This is a genomic window from Flavipsychrobacter sp., assembly GCA_041392855.1.
Lineage (GTDB): Bacteria > Bacteroidota > Bacteroidia > Chitinophagales > Chitinophagaceae > UBA5543.
Genome location: JAWKLD010000001.1, coordinates 926,792 through 942,941 on the forward strand (window position 1 = coordinate 926,792; position 16,150 = coordinate 942,941).

A 16,150-nucleotide genomic window follows, 5' to 3' on the forward strand; every position below is an offset into this window, starting at 1 on the left:
AATGTTTTGCTAACGAATCTCACACAGCCGTCGTTACTATAAAAGAAGAACAGAACAACGATATGAAACCATCTTTGGACGAAGTGTGGGCAGCTATAGTAAGGATGCACCGACGAGTGACTGATAAGACAAGACTACCCGTGAGTAGCTTGCTGGAAGATATGGATGAGCATATAGATAATATACTACCCAGCTTGTTGTTCTTAGCAAAGGAGCAACGGATAAAGATAGACGCAGATAAAACTGTAATTACCGTAATGAACGGATAAAAACTAAGGTTGTGTAAGGGTACGAGATTACTCTTTATTAAATCGAGAGACTGCTTGTCTAAGTAGTCTATTTCTAAGGACGCATTGTAGCTATAGGCAGCTACTTACATATACGTGTAATGCAATAGGGGTATTGATTATACGAGTCTTAATAAACGAGGCTGCTTGTCTAGGTGGCCTAAATTTTAAATTTGGTTTAGTAACAATTTCATGGGTTGTTGCTCAGAAGATAGCTGAAGTATAAAAAAGAATTGGGGGCGATTTTTTTTCTTATGCGGATGCTTCATACATAGAGGCTGCTTGCAGAGGGCAGTCTCTTTTTTTTGTAACCACTGGTTATAAAATGATATAAAAAAGACAAAGGGTAGTGTATAATAATATTCCATTTATATATTTTCAGGGAAAAATTGAAATATGGCGCTCCTTAAATGGATCATAATAATCCTCTCATTACTCAACTTTGGCTACATGGCAATAGATGGTGCTCGCGGTTTGATAATAGGCGACTATATACGACCTAAAACAGGGCAGCATGCAGGTCAACTTGGCCCTTGGGCTAAAGTTGTAGAAAAGGTAGGCGTCAACCCCGAGTCTACATTGATGAAGTGGCTATTTCTACTATGGGGTGCTGTGGGCATTGCTATGGCCATAGCATTTGGTATGGGAGTGGCCAATGCTCATAAAGGACTGTTGTATATGAGCATTGGCTCTTTATGGTATTTAGTACCCGGTACGGTGTTGAGTACTATTGTTATTATACTACTGCTTGTACGCATGAAGATGAAGCCCTAGCTAGGCCACCACAACATTCTCCAGCGCAAAGCTAAAAGGCTTGGCTTCGGCACCGCTGCCGCCACCTGTCATTACAATATCAGCACTAGAGATGCCTAGTAAAGATATTTCGGTATTGATCTGGCTGATGATGGCAGAGTTCAATACCTCGCCTTCCTCTATCTGAGAGACTATGCCTATCCATATCGTAGGTTTGAATTCAAATACGCTTTTCTGACCAGGTACAATGTTTGTTTTAGTAGCCAGCAAACTGCCATCTTTGTACACACCGGCATTGATAGCGCCCTGCGTTAGGTTGTTAGCAATAGCTACCTCCTTAATGCTGACGTGTGGTGCGCTCGATAGTTTTAAGATGTCTCCCGACTGGTCTTTTATCATTTCCCACTGCTGCCCATACTCGGCAGAGAACTTTGGAGTGTAATTGCCCCAAGAGTCTGACGCGCCTACCGAAAAACTATGAGGGAAGGTAAAAGGGTGGTTGTCTCCCTGTCCGCAATTTTTTATCACCTTCCAAGCCACTGCCAGCTCATCAAAACTGGGGGCTATGTTTTTTTGAAAGATGACGATCTGAGAATTGTTGACATCGTTGCTACGGTTGATGTAGTTCAATTTCACCGTTGTACTCATGGCGTTGATTTTTTTAGATGGTTAAATAATGAACCGCTAAGATACCCCTAATGCCCGAGTAGGCAACCGTGAAAACACCCTGTTTTTATCTCCTCCAGTCTTTATCAATATTGCGGATGTGGTGCGTGTGTAGCCATGCCTCAAACTCGGCAGCATCGGGCGGCGTGTGTTGCACAATTTGCCCAGTGCGTAGGGCAATAACAAATACATCTATAGTGCGTGCATAGGCAGACAGCTCTGCGGCAGCGTGGGCAAAACCCGCAAAGCGGGCGGTGACGTTAGTCATACAGCGTTCGGTTTTCATATTCTCATGATTAAAGTTTGATAGCCGAGCACCCGCCTGTATACAAAAAGACGTGGAACCCAACTTACCGCCATAGAGGTCGTAGGAGACCCGCACACGAATAAGAGAGCCCACGCCTTAGCGTGAGCGTTCTTACTTCGTCTTGTGCGCTGAAATTTCCTACGTTTCTATGGCAAGACTAAAGCAATTACGCTTTAATATTTTCAAGTGTAAATGTAAGGTATTATGCGGGAAAAGGGGAGCGTGTTTTTACCGTCATGGCGAGGAGTGCAATGACGAAGCCATCTCAAGATATAAGTGTTGTACTATCTGCTTTGTCCTTTCTTTGCTTGTCCAAAGAAAGAACGAAAGAAAAGACGCCGAAAATTTATCACACCCAAATTTTCGTGTAGCCTTGATGAGGCATAGTGCTGCTGTGCCGCCGAGCTTTAGATATTTGTCCTTTTATTTAGGTTGTTAGCTCAATAGCTCTTCGTCATTTCGAACCCCTTTAGGGTGAGAAATCTCATTCTTACTTACTAGATGTCTCCCTTCGGTTCGACATGACGCGCTTTGATGTAGGAGATATGTTAGGAGTTTTGTGATTTAATAAAGTTGTACAGCCTTTCTGCTAAGTCTTTTGCTTCGGCGCTCATATCATCATAGGTGTTTATCTGTTCAACTGCTTTCTTAGCAAATCCTAATTTGTCATTTATAGTATCAGACTTGTAGGTATACTTGCGTTTTAAACCTGTAACATTCTTTTCTATAAACTTTCCAATAGCATCTACTTTGTGTGGCTTTTTGTCAAATTTTTTGAAGTCTAGTTCTGCATCCTCAGGTTCTTTAGCTTCAATTACTCTTTTGATAACATCTTTTGTAAGTAGATTTTCTATTTCTCTACATTGTAATAGATAATACCTATCATCAAGCCTTTCTTGTAACTTTAAGTGCCTTTCATATTTCGCTTTTTTATTAACATGAGGTTGTCCGTCTAGCTTTAACCCAGCTCCGTCATTGTCTGTTACTAAGAATAGTTTCGCACACAGATGCTCCACATTTATATTGTCGTGTTCAGGATCTTCTGCATCAAGAAATGACCAATGAGTGATATTATTACCTGCGTATTCTACAAATGAGAAATGATAGTCTTCCTTGTATTTAATAGGTTTAGTCTTTTGTACCATTTCTAAATACTTACGTATGTATATCCTATCGGTTATACCCTCTACCCATATAGTACAGTTGCTAAGAAAAACAGAAGATGTTCTAGCCCCTATCAGTTTTAGTACATTCTCGTCTCCAGAGGTTACATTTTCTACATCAAAATTGTCATTATTTGTACGTCTGTTAAAAGTATAAGCAGATATGCTGTTATAGTCTAGTGTTATGTCTAAAAAATGATTAGAGTGTGTAGTCATGAAGTATTGAAAACTATCAAACCTAGAATCTAGCAATGTTTCGATAAATAATCTCTGATAGCCTGGATGAAGGTGTGTTTCAGGCTCTTCAAAGAAGAAAATAGCATTTTCTCCTTGCTGCATAAACAGCTGGTAGGTAAGTATAATTATTGATTGTACACCGTCCCCCAATTCATGTATAGGACGCTCTCTATTTCCAATCTTTATATGTAAAGTTTTTGATTCTAGATGAGGTACAATGTTTACTTCCTTTTGGAAGAAAGAGTCTTCTAGGAATTTTTCAAACTCTTTTATTTTATTTCTTTTTGCTGTGTCTCCAAGTAGTAGCTTAGTAGTATCCTCATACAAAGAAAGGCCAGTAAATATATTTAAAGTGTCATTCTCTTTAAAGTATTCTTTTTGTGTATGCGTTTTGTAAATATCATTGAAGGCGTTTATGCCTACCTCTTGTTTAGGTGATAATCCTTTTAAGCTTCTTAGTACTGGGATATAGTATCTGTCAAATTTTGATTGTTCGGGCAATTTTTCATTTAAAAGTGAAAAAGTGTTTTTAAGATTATGTGTATATCTGTCATGTATAAATCTAGCAGTAGCATACCTATCTCGTATATTAATTTTAGACAAGCTATTAGACAAATTAGTAGTATCAATCGCGTTTGCAAAATTTCTATATGCTTCATCATATGAGTTTGCATTATGAATATCCCAATAGGTTAATTTGTCAAAAATTTCTTGTAAATGTTCAATAACATCATTTAAATATTCTGCGGTATAATTTCTTAAGCCGCCATCTTTTAAATTGTTTAAAAATCGCTTAATATGTATGTGTCTTGCTTTTGCATTGATATCTTTGTGTGCGTATCTATAATTTTTATCATAAAATAACCTTCTAAGCATTCTGCTTTTCCCTGAGTTATTCGCACCTATAAATATGTTTATTCTTGATAGGCTGTCTATTATGTTCTTTTGGTCTTCATATTGACTTTTACAGAAATACTCACTAAATTTTTCATTCAACTTTACCTCTTTATACATATATACGGTTTGTTTAAAAATACAAAAGCATATTCCTTAAGGTAGGGTGTTTTCACCCTCTTTCTTCTCCCTCCAAAAAATTACTAAGATTAGGGATTTGTAGCCCCTTGTTGTGTTCTACATTTGTATCAACAACAAAAAATAAATCACGCTATGGGTACATTATCAGAAAAGCTATTAATGCTTACGGTTCTTATCGCAACGACACATTTTATCTCCAAGTGTCTATTAATACTCCATCGCAGGCAGGCGGTTTATTTCGGGCAAAAACTATGGCATTCCTTCTTCTTTTATAGAGAGCAGAAAATACGCAAAACGGTTGAGGTGCGGGTAAAGCGTTTCTACATTGTGAGCAACAGGCAAAACAAACTGTTTTACTCGCTACTCACCTTTGCGCTTTTTGCTTATCTGGGCAGCTATGCCATTCATATTATAGACTTTATGCAGCCTATGCTGCACAAGCTGATAGCAGGCGTATAAATATAGGTGTGGGGGAGAGCGGGCATGTAAGGCACAAATAAAAAACACAAAGATGGTGACACACACAATGGTAGGTCTGAAGATTGCGCTATTCCTGGGCATACTCACGTGTGTGTTGCTCATCGCCAACACGTAAACAAGGCGTTTCAAAACAAAAAATAAAGGGACTATGAAAATTTTACTCACCGTACTAGCATACATCATGCTTAAGATGTACTTCGCACTATCGGTAATGATGGTAGCCGGCAATACCATATTCCACCCCCGTAGCAAGCGGCAACAGATGCAGCCACCCCCTTACAATCCCAACAAACGTATGCGATGAACAAGAGGGTATTTCGGCATAAAAAGCGTATATTTGCTATAGTTATTTTGTGCGTTATGTTATACCTATTTAGCTCTTTTACGCTACTCACCGCCACTTACGAAGTGTTTCGTATAAGTGCCCAAAAGGCTCATACGGCATACATTACGGCGGGTAAATAGAGTGTTTGTTGTAACAATTCGTAACATTTTAACAGGTTGGTGCTGATAATCAGCGAGTTATGCACAAGAGAAATGTTACAATAATTCTTCCAAATCCTTTTTTGGGAACATATAAAGGGTTACCTTTGCAGTCCTTAAAAAAAATCTTAATATTTTGGAAGAAAATCAAATTGTTAATCAAACTGACGGCCTAACAGAACAACAGGCTGGCGCTCATGATGATTTCGACTGGAGCGTCGACAAAAGAAACGTATCAAACTACTCAGATGAGAAGCGTGCAGAAATGGACGAAATCTACACTGGTACGTTCAAAGACATTACAGAGTCTGAGCTATTAAGCGGACACATTGTAGGTCTTACAAAAACTGATGCTATCATCAACATCGGTTTTAAATCAGACGGTCTTGTATCGCTTAACGAATTCCGTGATTTGGATTCAGTTAACATAGGAGACGAAGTTGAGGTAATGGTGGTTGAAAAAGAAGACCGCAATGGTCATCTTCACCTAAGCCGTAAACTAGCTCGCCAGGCTAACGCTTGGGGTAAGATCGTTGATTACTACAAAACTGGCGAAGTGGTTACAGGTACTATCACTAGTAAGACTAAAGGTGGTCTTATTGTTGATGTATATGGCTTGGAGACTTTCCTTCCTGGTTCTCAAATCGACGTTAAGCCAGTTACTGATTACGATCAGTATGTTGGTAAAACAATGGACTTCAAGATCGTTAAGATCAACGAAGCTATCCGCAACGCAGTTGTATCTCACAAAGCGCTTATCGAAAGCGATATCGAACAACAACGTTCTGAGATCATCGGTAAGTTGGAGAAAGGTCAAGTACTTGAGGGTACAGTTAAGAATGTTACTGACTTTGGTGCATTCATCGACCTTGGCGGCGTAGACGGTCTATTGTACATCACAGATATCAGCTGGGGCCGCGTAACGCATCCGAGCGAGGTTCTAGAGAACGGTCAGAAATTGAATGTAGTTGTTCTAGACTTCGACGACGAGAAGAAGCGTATCAGCCTGGGCTTGAAACAACTTACTGAGCATCCTTGGGATAGCCTATCTGCAGACGTTGTAGAAGGTGCTAAGGTGAAAGGTAAGGTTGTAAATATTGAAGATTACGGTGCATTCCTTGAGATACTTCCTGGTGTTGAAGGTTTGGTTCACGTATCTGAAATTACATGGTCTTCTCAGCCAATCAACGCTAAGGAGTTCTTTAACATGGGTGACGAGTACGAAGCAGTAGTTGTTACTCTAGATAAAGAAGAGCGTAAGATGAGCTTGTCTATCAAGCAAATGACTGAAGATCCATGGGAGACTATCGAGAACAAATTCCCTCAAGATAGCAAGCACAAAGGAACTGTGAAGAACATCACTCCTTACGGTGTGTTTGTTGAGCTAGAGACTGGTATTGGTGGTATGATCCACATCAGTGATCTTAGCTGGATCAAGCGTTACAACCATCCGAATGAATTCACTAAAGTAGGTGAAGAGATCGATGTTGTTATCCTTAGCATAGACAAAGAGAACCGTAAATTGGCTCTAGGTCATAAGCAAATGGAAGAAGATCCGTGGAACACATTTGAAACTGTATTCCCAATAGGTAGTGAGCACGAAGGTATCGTTACTAAACGTGATGAGAAAGGTGCTATAGTACAGTTACAATATGGTCTTGAGGCTTTTGCTCCTGCTCGTCATCTACGTAAAGAAGATGGTAGCAATGTAGAGGTTGATGAAACACTACAGTTTGTTATCATTGAGTTCGATCGTAACGACAAGCGTATCATGGTTTCTCACTCTCGTATTTGGGAACAAACCAAAGCTGACGAAAGAGAAGCTGATAGAAAAGAAGCAGCTGCCAATGCAGAGAAAACTAAGAAAGCGGTTAAGAACGTCCAATCTAAAATGGAAAAACCAACTCTTGGAGATCTTGGTGCATTAGCTGAGCTTAAAGAAAAAATGAAGAAAGCAGAAGACGATAAATAATTGATCTTATCTTATTCATATCAAAAGCCACTCAATTTGAGTGGCTTTTTTATTGGCAGTATATTCCGAATAGTTAAACATTCTTAATATTTAGATATAAAACACAAACAATTATAACAGAACCTGATCATACTCGTATCTTTAACTATATAATATGGCTAGAGTAAATAACAAGTCACTCTTTATTCTTTCCGGTATAGTGATTGCCTGCTTAATAGGCGTACAGCTTTATTGGATATGGAATAATATAAGTCTTCAGAAGACAACTATAGAGCGAGCGCTAAAGGAAGATGTATCTCTTATTGCAAAAGATATAGAAGATAATAGTAGTTGTTTCAACATGTATGCTAAAACTCAATTTAATAGAGGAGAGGGGTTTTATCTAATTAAGCAATCATATAAAGACGGTCGTTTTTATGGTCCTGAACAGGGGGGCAAAATAGATACTATAAATATGTTCAACTTGTTTGAAGTGAACATAGATACATTCATCAACGATAGTTATATCGGTTTTGATAACTATAATGCAAAGCTTGATGTGGCCTTAAAGTTTGAGTTGTTACTTGATTCTAACTACACATCTGATGCCTATTCCAGCAAAACTAAAACTCTAAACATAAATAACTTCAAAGATCTACTTAGAGAGAATAAAAACCTCTCTACTATTATTAATTACGAGCATCTAAATGCAGATTTGAAAAAAGTACTAATTGATAATAGTCTTGACACCAATTACTCATTGGGCATTAAGCGAGTTGATAGCGTAGGATATGAATACTTGTCTGATAATGCTTTTGTAGCGGGTTTGAATAATAGTAAGATAAGGGCCTCTTTTCTTGGCGATGAATTTAATGCACCATATGAACTCGTAATTTTTATTCCCAACTCCTTTACCAATATTATAAAATCTATGTCTATTATGATGATATCTTCTATTATCATAATCATTATACTCATAATGTTGTATGGCTATTTTGTAAAAACAATCTTAGATCAGAAGCGTTTGTCGGCTATGAAAAATACATTCATTAATAATATCACCCACGAGTTCAAAACGCCAATTACCAATATCAACCTTGCTATCGAAAATTGGAAAGATGTAAAAGGGAATAGTGAGGTGTATATGAATGTGATCAAGGAAGAGAATGAGCATATGTATAAGAATGTAGAGCAAATATTACAATTGGCTACATTAGAGAATACAGGTGTTTTGGAACAAAAGTCTGAATTTGATATTCATAATCTTCTAAAAGATGTTATATCAAAATTTGAGATGCAACTGCAAAGGATCCATACTACTATTGATCTGCAGTTTAATGCTACCGATGCATATATAAGCGCTAATAAAGAACAGATAGCAGACTTATTTCACAACCTCATAGATAACGCAATAAAGTATAGCTCCGATAATCCAAAAATATCCATTGCAACCTTTAATACTAATGGGAACTTAGTGATACAGGTTAGTGATAATGGTATAGGTATGAAAGCCGAGGCGCAAAAGCATGTTTTTGAAAATTTTTATAGAGAAAATACTAGTGATACTCATGATGTAAAAGGATTTGGCCTTGGATTGAGCTATGCTAAATATATTGTAGACCTACACAAGGGGGAGATCGTTTTGAAAAGTAAGCAGGGCAAGGGAACTGTATTTACCATTTACTTACCTAAAAAGTAGTTATGACAAAAATATTATTTGTAGAAGATGACCAAAATTTAGGCATGTTATTAACTGAAAACCTTAATAATAGAGGTTTTGATATAGAGTGGTGCAAGAATGGAACTGATGGCTTAGATAAGTTTAAAACTGGGAATTATAACCTTTGCATTTTTGATGTTATGATGCCTACCAAAGATGGTTTTACACTAACGAAAGAGATAAAAGCTATAAAACCTGATATGCCTGTTATTTTTCTTACTGCCAGAAATATGCAAGAAGATAAAATAAAAGGTTTTGAATTGGGTTGTGATGACTATGTGACAAAGCCGTTTAATACACAAGAGCTTTTCTTAAGGATAAATGCGATTCTTAACAGAACTCAAAAAGACAAGCCATTAGCTGACGAGCTACATATTGGTAGGTACCTTCTGAACACTACAAAGATGACTTTAGAACTCGAAGGAGTCTCTACAAAGTTGAGCTCTAAGGAATCAGGACTTCTGTATATACTAGCTAGTAATATAAATGTGTTGGTAAATAGAAGCGCCATTTTAGAACAAGTATGGGGTAACGACGATTACTTCTCAGCTAAAAGTATGGATGTGTATATCAGCAAGGTCAGGAAGCTGCTAAAAGAAGATCCCAATATTGAGATACTCAACGCCTACGGTATCGGATTTAAGTTAATTGTAAATAATTAAGGCCCTACATAGTAGAGCCTTAATTAAGAATTATTTGTAGCTATTACAGCTTTGTAAATCTGCCATAATAAGTTTTTGTTCCTCCATTAGCGGTAATTATGTAATTGCCTTTTGCTAAGTGACTAACATCTATCTTGTTACTAGAAGACTTCTCTATAGTCATTATTGTTTGCCCTGTTACATTGTAAATGATAATGTTACTTAAAATGCTAGGAGCAGATATGTGTATTGTGTTTGTAGTAGGGTTAGGTACAATATCAACCTTTACATTGTTTGCTTTGATATTCTTAATGCTGTTGGTTACTGGTAGTTCAACCAGCGCACCGCCAGAACTAAGAGCAGCATACATACCTACTGCCGGACCTCCGCTGTTGCTATCAGGTTCTAAGAAACCTGTTGTAAGTACTGTAATAGACTGACCTTGGAGATTAAGTATTTGCAAGTTTGCAGCATGTTTACTAATAGTAGCGCCGCCATTCTTGTTTAATGTAAATACTTTATTTGAAGTTGCTTGCTGTATATAGCCACTAAAGTTCCCATAAGCAACATTGCTAAATAAGCTATTAGTGCCTTCTAATACATCAACAGCACCTAAGTCGGTACTACCATTGATAAATAGTATGTCAGTATTCGTACCTACTGTAGCAGCTTCTCTAGCGCCATTGTGTAGGTGAATGGTCATTGGTGGTTTAGGTTTGTAGTTAGCAGCACTTTTTATACCGTGTATAACTGCAGCGTATGTTTTTGTAGAATCAAGGCTTGTAGTCATACTAAAAAACGTATCTGCAATAGAGGTGCTATTGCTTTTTGCCAGTGCAAATGTTGTCGGTTGGTTAGCATATGCATCAAAGTAAGTAGTCGCCGTTTTGTAATCCATGTCATCAAACCTCTTTGTACCATCTATATAAACATCAACTTTCGATGCTATGGTATCTCCACTGTTATGAATCAACTGTAAACGTGCTAGTTTTTCATGATTTGTTTCACTTAAATTAATGAATGGCCCTCCGTTTGTATTTACAAGCCATAATCCCATTGCAGGACCATTGCTATTATTAGATGGGTTTTGATAGCCTGATAGTAAAACAACTCCTGCTTGCCCCGTCATACTATGGTTGGTAAGAAGCGGTGCTTCGTAAGATGTATTGATAACGGTACCTGAGGTATTAGTAGTTCTGTATATCAAATCGCTTGTCTTAAACTCCGCATATCCTATAAAGTTGCCATAACTAATGTTGTCTGCATAGGTAGTAACACCTGCTCTTATATCCATAGTGCTGCCATCTGTAGCCCCATGGTAGAACATGATATCAGTATTGGTAAAAATAGAAGCCGCTTCACGTCCCATATTATTAACGTCAAAATGGAAAGGAACATTTGGAGAGTATCCTGAAGTACTTTCATTTCCAGCTAGTATCATCAAATAGATGCCTCCGGGAGTTAGTGTCATTGTAGTGCTATAAAAGCTATCAGCTTCAGAAAAACTTGTATTTGGTGCTACAGATATACGTACAGGGTTCGTTGCATTTACACCATTAAAAAATGATGACGTTCTGAAAAATAAGTCATCTACTTGCAGTACGCCGTCGATATAAATATCTACACCTAAAATTGAAATGTCTCCTGAGTTGTGTATAAACTGAACTCTTGATAATTGAGCATTAGTAGCACTACTGAATAGAAAAACAGCAATGATGGTAAATAGTAGATTTTTAAACCTCATAAAGTATATAGTTTATATAATTTAATTTTTAAATGAGAACATTAAAAATAAGCAAAAATACTCGTACTCTGCACCAAGAAATGGCATAATAAGGACAATTGATACCCATTTATAAGGCATATTGTCAGTTGAAAGTCTTAAATTGAATGTTACTGTTGAAAAACAATTTTTGCATCAATGAGAATCGGTATAAGTAATAGGCTTGGTCTGTTTTTTTTAATTTTTTCCATGTTGGTTGGAAATATTGCTGTTTGGGGACAAGCTAATGTCCCCAAGAGGATATATATCAAAGGAGCAGATATTAATGTTACTTATAACGTTGATGCATGGTTAAATGAGCATAGCAAAGTTGAGCAGTCAAAACTTCTACTAATACGCTTTTCTAAACTACCGAGTACTGCTACTAAGCTACAGTTAAAAGAACACAACATCTTTTTGAAGGATTATATTCCTGATAACGCTTATGTGGTTTTAGTTGACCAAAGCTCGAAATTAGAAGTACTAAAAAACGCGTATGCATACTATATACAAGATTATTCCTCCTTGTGGAAGATTGATGAAAGGTTGAAAGGCTATGAAGGAAATACCGATATTATAGTGTCCCTTTATGCAGCTGGAGATAAAATAGCTTTCTTAAATGCATTGAACAATATAGATATAGTACAGGTAAATAGTAATTGGGAGCAGCTAAATAAGTTTGTTTTTTCTATAACCAAAGATCAGGTAGTGCAATTGGCAGAGTTGCCTGAAGTACAATATATTTCCCCTTTGCCTAAAGATGTTTTGTTAAATGCAGAGTCTAAAAATGCATCAAAAACAAGTAATGCTTCATTGGCTAAGATACATGGAGGGCTGGGATTGACTGGTAAAGGTATTGTTATAGGTGTAGGTGATAATGTGTCTGGCATGTCTCATATAGATTTGAAGGATAGAGTTATCAACTATAATCCTGCTGCATATACTGATCATGGTGTACACATTAATGGTATTGTTGGTGGCGCGGGTATAATGGACCCGAGAGGAGAAGGCGTAGCCCCAGAAGCTACTTTAGTGGATCATTTTTTCAGCAACGTATTAACTACAACTCCAGATATGTATCAGGCACATGGTATGACGATTACCAATAACTCTTATGCTTCTACGGTAGGTAGTTGTTCTTATTCAGGTGTTTATGATGCCTTGTCGGTTTCAGTAGATGAGTTGGCTAATAATTACAATGATATATTACATGTGTTTGCTTCTGGTAATGATGGCTATTTAAATTGTTCGCCATATCCAGATGGCTTTGGTACTGTAACAGGAGGTTATCAACCTGCCAAGAACAACATAGTAGTTAATAGCACCAATAAGTGGTTTGTCAATGCATACGATGGTTCTAGAGGGCCTGTAAGAGATGGTAGACTAAAACCAGAAATAACAGCTGTAGGTGTAGAGGTGAATTCTACAACAAAAAATGAAGAATATCTTGTAGCTGCGGGTACAAGTATGGCCTCGCCAGGTGTGGCTGGTGCAGCAGCTTTATTAGCAGAGCGCTATAAGCAATTACACAATAACACAAATCCTAAAAGCGATGTATTAAAGACACTATTACTAAACGGCGCTACCGATATCGGAAACCCCGGACCTGATTATCGTTTTGGTTTTGGCTTTTTAAACTTGCAGCATGCTATTACTATGCTTGATAGTAATAGGTATTCAACCAATACTATAACCAATGGTGCCGCACAACAAATGAAAATTGATGTGCCTGCCAATACCGCAAAATTGAAAATAATGCTCTGTTGGCATGATAAGGCGGCCAATCCATCATCATCAAAGCAGCTAATCAATGATCTGGATCTTGAAGTAACAGAACCTAATAATACGGTACATCTCCCAATGGTGTTGGATGAAACTCCTGCAAATATTCTCAAAAATGCTATTGAAAAAAGAGATAGACTGAATAACTGTGAGCAGGTGATCATTAATAACCCTGCAGCGGGTAGTTATACCATAAGCGTTAAAGGGTTTAATATTCCTAGTACTAATCAACAGTATGTAATAGCCTACGATTTTGAGCAAGAAGGTGTGGAGATTACTTATCCTACCAAGGGAGCTGCAGTAAAAGGGGAGGACTCTCTGAGAATATATTGGTATGCATCAGACAATGCCAATAGTTTTACGCTAGAGTACACTACAGATGGTAACACTTGGACTGTGATAGATAATAATATTGATGCCGCACAGAGATATTATGTATGGTATGTACCTGCAGGTATAAACTCCGCAAACTGTAGTATGAGACTAACGAGAAACACCATAGGTCAGGTGTCTACAGTTGGTGCTTTTGTTATCAATAAGCAGCCTGAAGTAAAGTTGAGCACTAATCAATGCCCTGGTTATATAGCAATTGAGTGGGGCGCTATAAACAATGCAACTAGCTATGAAATATTACAAAAGTTAGGAGCTAATCTTGTAGCGGTAGATACGGTGAATGCTACCAGTTATATTTTTAAGGGACTTGATCCCAATAAATATCAATATGTAGCAGTAAGACCAATATTAGGAAGTCTGAGCGGGTATAGAAGTTTAGCTATTAAACGCTTGCCAAATGATGGGGATTGTACAGGTAGTATTTCTGATAATGATCTATCAATAGATAAGGTGTTTACACCGGTTTCAGGGAGGATGTTTACATCAACAGAATTGAAAAACAATGCTCCTGTAATACTGAATATCAGAAACTTGGATGATGTAGCAAACAGTAATTATAGAGTGTCTTATAGTATCAATAATGGTGCTTGGCAGTCACAAATATTTACAGATGCTATTCCTGCTAAATCGATCAAAGCGGTAACATTAACTACGGCTAACTTAGCTGCGGCAGGTAGTTATAGTTTTAGATTTGCAGTAGAGAATTTGACGGCAACAGATCCTGTTAGAGAGAATGACTCCGTCACAAAAGTGGTGAGGCAATTGAATAATGCACCCATAAATATCAATAATGGTTTCTCTGATGGTTTTGAGACAATGGGAATCATTAATATTTCTAATGACAGCATGGGTGTTTCTACTAATGAGCATTGGGATTATTATAATGATTCAGACACAGGAAGGTTTAGGAGTTTTGTAAATAATGGTATTACGATTTCGGGTAACCGTTCTATAACCATGGATGCTTATAAAGATGTGCCACTTAATAAAAATGAATTCGTTGGTACATTCAATATCGCTAATACCAGCGCCGCAAGTACAGAGGTAAGGTTGGAGTTCGATTATATACTACATGGCTTGCCTAAAGAGCCTGAAGGTAATGATGTATGGGTAAGAGGTAGCGACGCAGGTGCTTGGCAAAAAGTGTATAGTTATAATAATGCCAGAAAGGATATTGGCTTGGTGCAAAATTCTGGTACTATATCAGTTTCTGATGCTTTGCTTAAGAGTAGTCAGGACTTTACAACAAGTTTTCAGCTTAAGTTTTCTCAACAGGATACGACATCAATAGCACTACGTAATTTTGGTACCGGTGTTACTATTGACAATATGAAGTTATACACCGTGCAAAATGATGTGGCTTTGGAAGCTATAGTTGCACCTGCAAAAACAGGTTGCGACCGTTCGAGTGAAACGCCACTAACAATTACCATTCGTAATGGCGTTAATATAGCACAAAATAATGTAGACCTTTACTATAGAATCAATAATGGCGCACCTGTAAAGGAAACTCTAGCTACTATAGCTGGCAAGGCTACCGTAAATTATACTTTTAATAAGAAGCTAGATATATCTGCTGTTGGTACTTATGCACTAGATGTATGGCTTGTAGCCAATGGTGATACTTATCTTAAAAATGATAGTATTCTAAATACCGGTTTGCGCAATCAGCCTTTTGTGAAAACATTCCCATATAAAGAAGACTTTGAGCAAGGAACAGGTGGGTGGTATGCTGATGGCATTAATAGTAGTTGGGAGTATGGCGTACCTACAGCACCAAAGATCAGTAAAGCATATAGTGGCACCAAAGCTTGGGTAACCAGCTTGTCTTCTAGCTACAACGATAATGAGTTGTCCCATTTATACTCACCTTGCTTTGATGTGTCTACTATTGAAAATCCAACATTTAGTTGCAGGATAGCATTGGATATAGAAAACTGTGGACAGATACTATGTGATGCCGGCTATTTTGAATATAGTATAGATGGAGGCTTGTCATGGAGTAAGTTGGACACTGGCAGAGAAATGACCAATTGGTACAACGATACTAGTTATAAGATATGGACCGTCCAAAATGAAACAGACTGGAGAGAAGCTGTTATTTCGTTACCAAAAGGTGCCAGCCTGCTTAATTTAAGGTTTACCATGTTCTCTGACCCCGCTGCTCATTTTGAAGGTATAGGAGTTGACGATATTATGATTTTCGATAGAAAATATTATTTACCAACAAATGATATCATCAGTCTTAGTCCTAACCCTACCAACAATCATACTTATAGTATAGAGTGGGCGGCATCAGTAGGTGCAAAGATGCAAATTGTGATGACGGATATAATGGGCAGACAAGTATACACAACCACGGCTATAGCGAGTGAGGAAGGTTATAATCGTACTACTATACTTACGCCCCAGATGTCAAGAGGTGTTTATCTGCTAAGAATAGTTATAGCAGGTAAAGAACATCAAAGAAAAATAGTTTATCAGTAAACT

The 16,150-nt window shown here is 37.6% G+C and carries 12 protein-coding genes; 8 read left to right on the forward strand and 4 right to left on the reverse strand.

Annotation, left to right across the window (positions count from 1 at the left end):
• Positions 1 to 62 precede the first annotated feature (62 nt).
• Positions 63 to 269 carry a hypothetical protein gene (locus tag R2800_04465; protein ID MEZ5016282.1) on the forward strand — a complete coding sequence of 69 codons (207 nt, stop codon included), beginning with the start codon at positions 63 to 65 and terminating at the stop codon, positions 267 to 269.
• A gap of 414 nt (positions 270 to 683) precedes the next feature.
• On the forward strand, positions 684 to 1,061 hold the full coding sequence (locus tag R2800_04470) for a hypothetical protein (GenBank protein MEZ5016283.1): 378 nt from the start codon (positions 684 to 686) through the stop codon (positions 1,059 to 1,061).
• Here R2800_04470 and R2800_04475 read toward each other — a convergent pair whose 3' ends face one another.
• The 3 genes from R2800_04475 to R2800_04485 all read right to left on the reverse strand — a co-directional run bounded on the left by R2800_04475 (position 1,062) and on the right by R2800_04485 (position 4,427).
• Positions 1,062 to 1,688: a hypothetical protein gene (locus R2800_04475; GenBank protein MEZ5016284.1), complete on the reverse strand. Its 627-nt coding sequence runs from the start codon at positions 1,686 to 1,688 to the stop codon at positions 1,062 to 1,064. It lies immediately after the preceding gene.
• A gap of 85 nt (positions 1,689 to 1,773) precedes the next feature.
• Positions 1,774 to 1,974, reverse strand: coding sequence for a hypothetical protein (locus R2800_04480; protein ID MEZ5016285.1), 201 nt, complete (start codon positions 1,972 to 1,974; stop codon positions 1,774 to 1,776).
• 587 nt (positions 1,975 to 2,561) lie between these two features.
• Positions 2,562 to 4,427, reverse strand: coding sequence for an ATP-binding protein (locus R2800_04485; protein ID MEZ5016286.1), 1,866 nt, complete (start codon positions 4,425 to 4,427; stop codon positions 2,562 to 2,564).
• Between the two features lie 153 nt (positions 4,428 to 4,580).
• Between R2800_04485 and R2800_04490 the strand changes: the two genes are divergently transcribed.
• The 5 genes from R2800_04490 to R2800_04510 all read left to right on the forward strand — a co-directional run bounded on the left by R2800_04490 (position 4,581) and on the right by R2800_04510 (position 9,744).
• Positions 4,581 to 4,907 (forward strand): hypothetical protein, encoded by a 327-nt coding sequence (locus R2800_04490; GenBank protein ID MEZ5016287.1) that lies wholly within the window; start codon positions 4,581 to 4,583, stop codon positions 4,905 to 4,907.
• A 169-nt stretch (positions 4,908 to 5,076) separates the two neighbouring features.
• Positions 5,077 to 5,232 (forward strand): hypothetical protein, encoded by a 156-nt coding sequence (locus R2800_04495; GenBank protein ID MEZ5016288.1) that lies wholly within the window; start codon positions 5,077 to 5,079, stop codon positions 5,230 to 5,232.
• Between the two features lie 315 nt (positions 5,233 to 5,547).
• A complete protein-coding gene (rpsA, locus tag R2800_04500) occupies positions 5,548 to 7,383 on the forward strand; it encodes a 30S ribosomal protein S1 (protein ID MEZ5016289.1) in 1,836 nt (611 codons plus the stop codon).
• A 154-nt stretch (positions 7,384 to 7,537) separates the two neighbouring features.
• Entirely contained in the window at positions 7,538 to 9,061 is a 1,524-nt protein-coding gene (locus R2800_04505; protein MEZ5016290.1) for a HAMP domain-containing sensor histidine kinase, read from the forward strand.
• A 2-nt stretch (positions 9,062 to 9,063) separates the two neighbouring features.
• The gene (locus R2800_04510) at positions 9,064 to 9,744 is read left to right on the forward strand and encodes a response regulator transcription factor (GenBank protein ID MEZ5016291.1); all 681 of its coding nucleotides are present in this window, start codon (positions 9,064 to 9,066) and stop codon (positions 9,742 to 9,744) included.
• Positions 9,745 to 9,787: 43 nt separating this feature from the next.
• Here the strand turns inward: R2800_04510 and R2800_04515 are convergent, their stop codons facing one another.
• On the reverse strand, positions 9,788 to 11,467 hold the full coding sequence (locus R2800_04515) for a T9SS type A sorting domain-containing protein (protein ID MEZ5016292.1): 1,680 nt from the start codon (positions 11,465 to 11,467) through the stop codon (positions 9,788 to 9,790).
• Positions 11,468 to 11,695: 228 nt separating this feature from the next.
• On the opposite strand from R2800_04515, the gene R2800_04520 reads away from it, so the two are divergent.
• A complete protein-coding gene (locus tag R2800_04520) occupies positions 11,696 to 16,147 on the forward strand; it encodes a S8 family peptidase (GenBank protein MEZ5016293.1) in 4,452 nt (1,483 codons plus the stop codon).
• Positions 16,148 to 16,150: the final 3 nt, after the last annotated feature.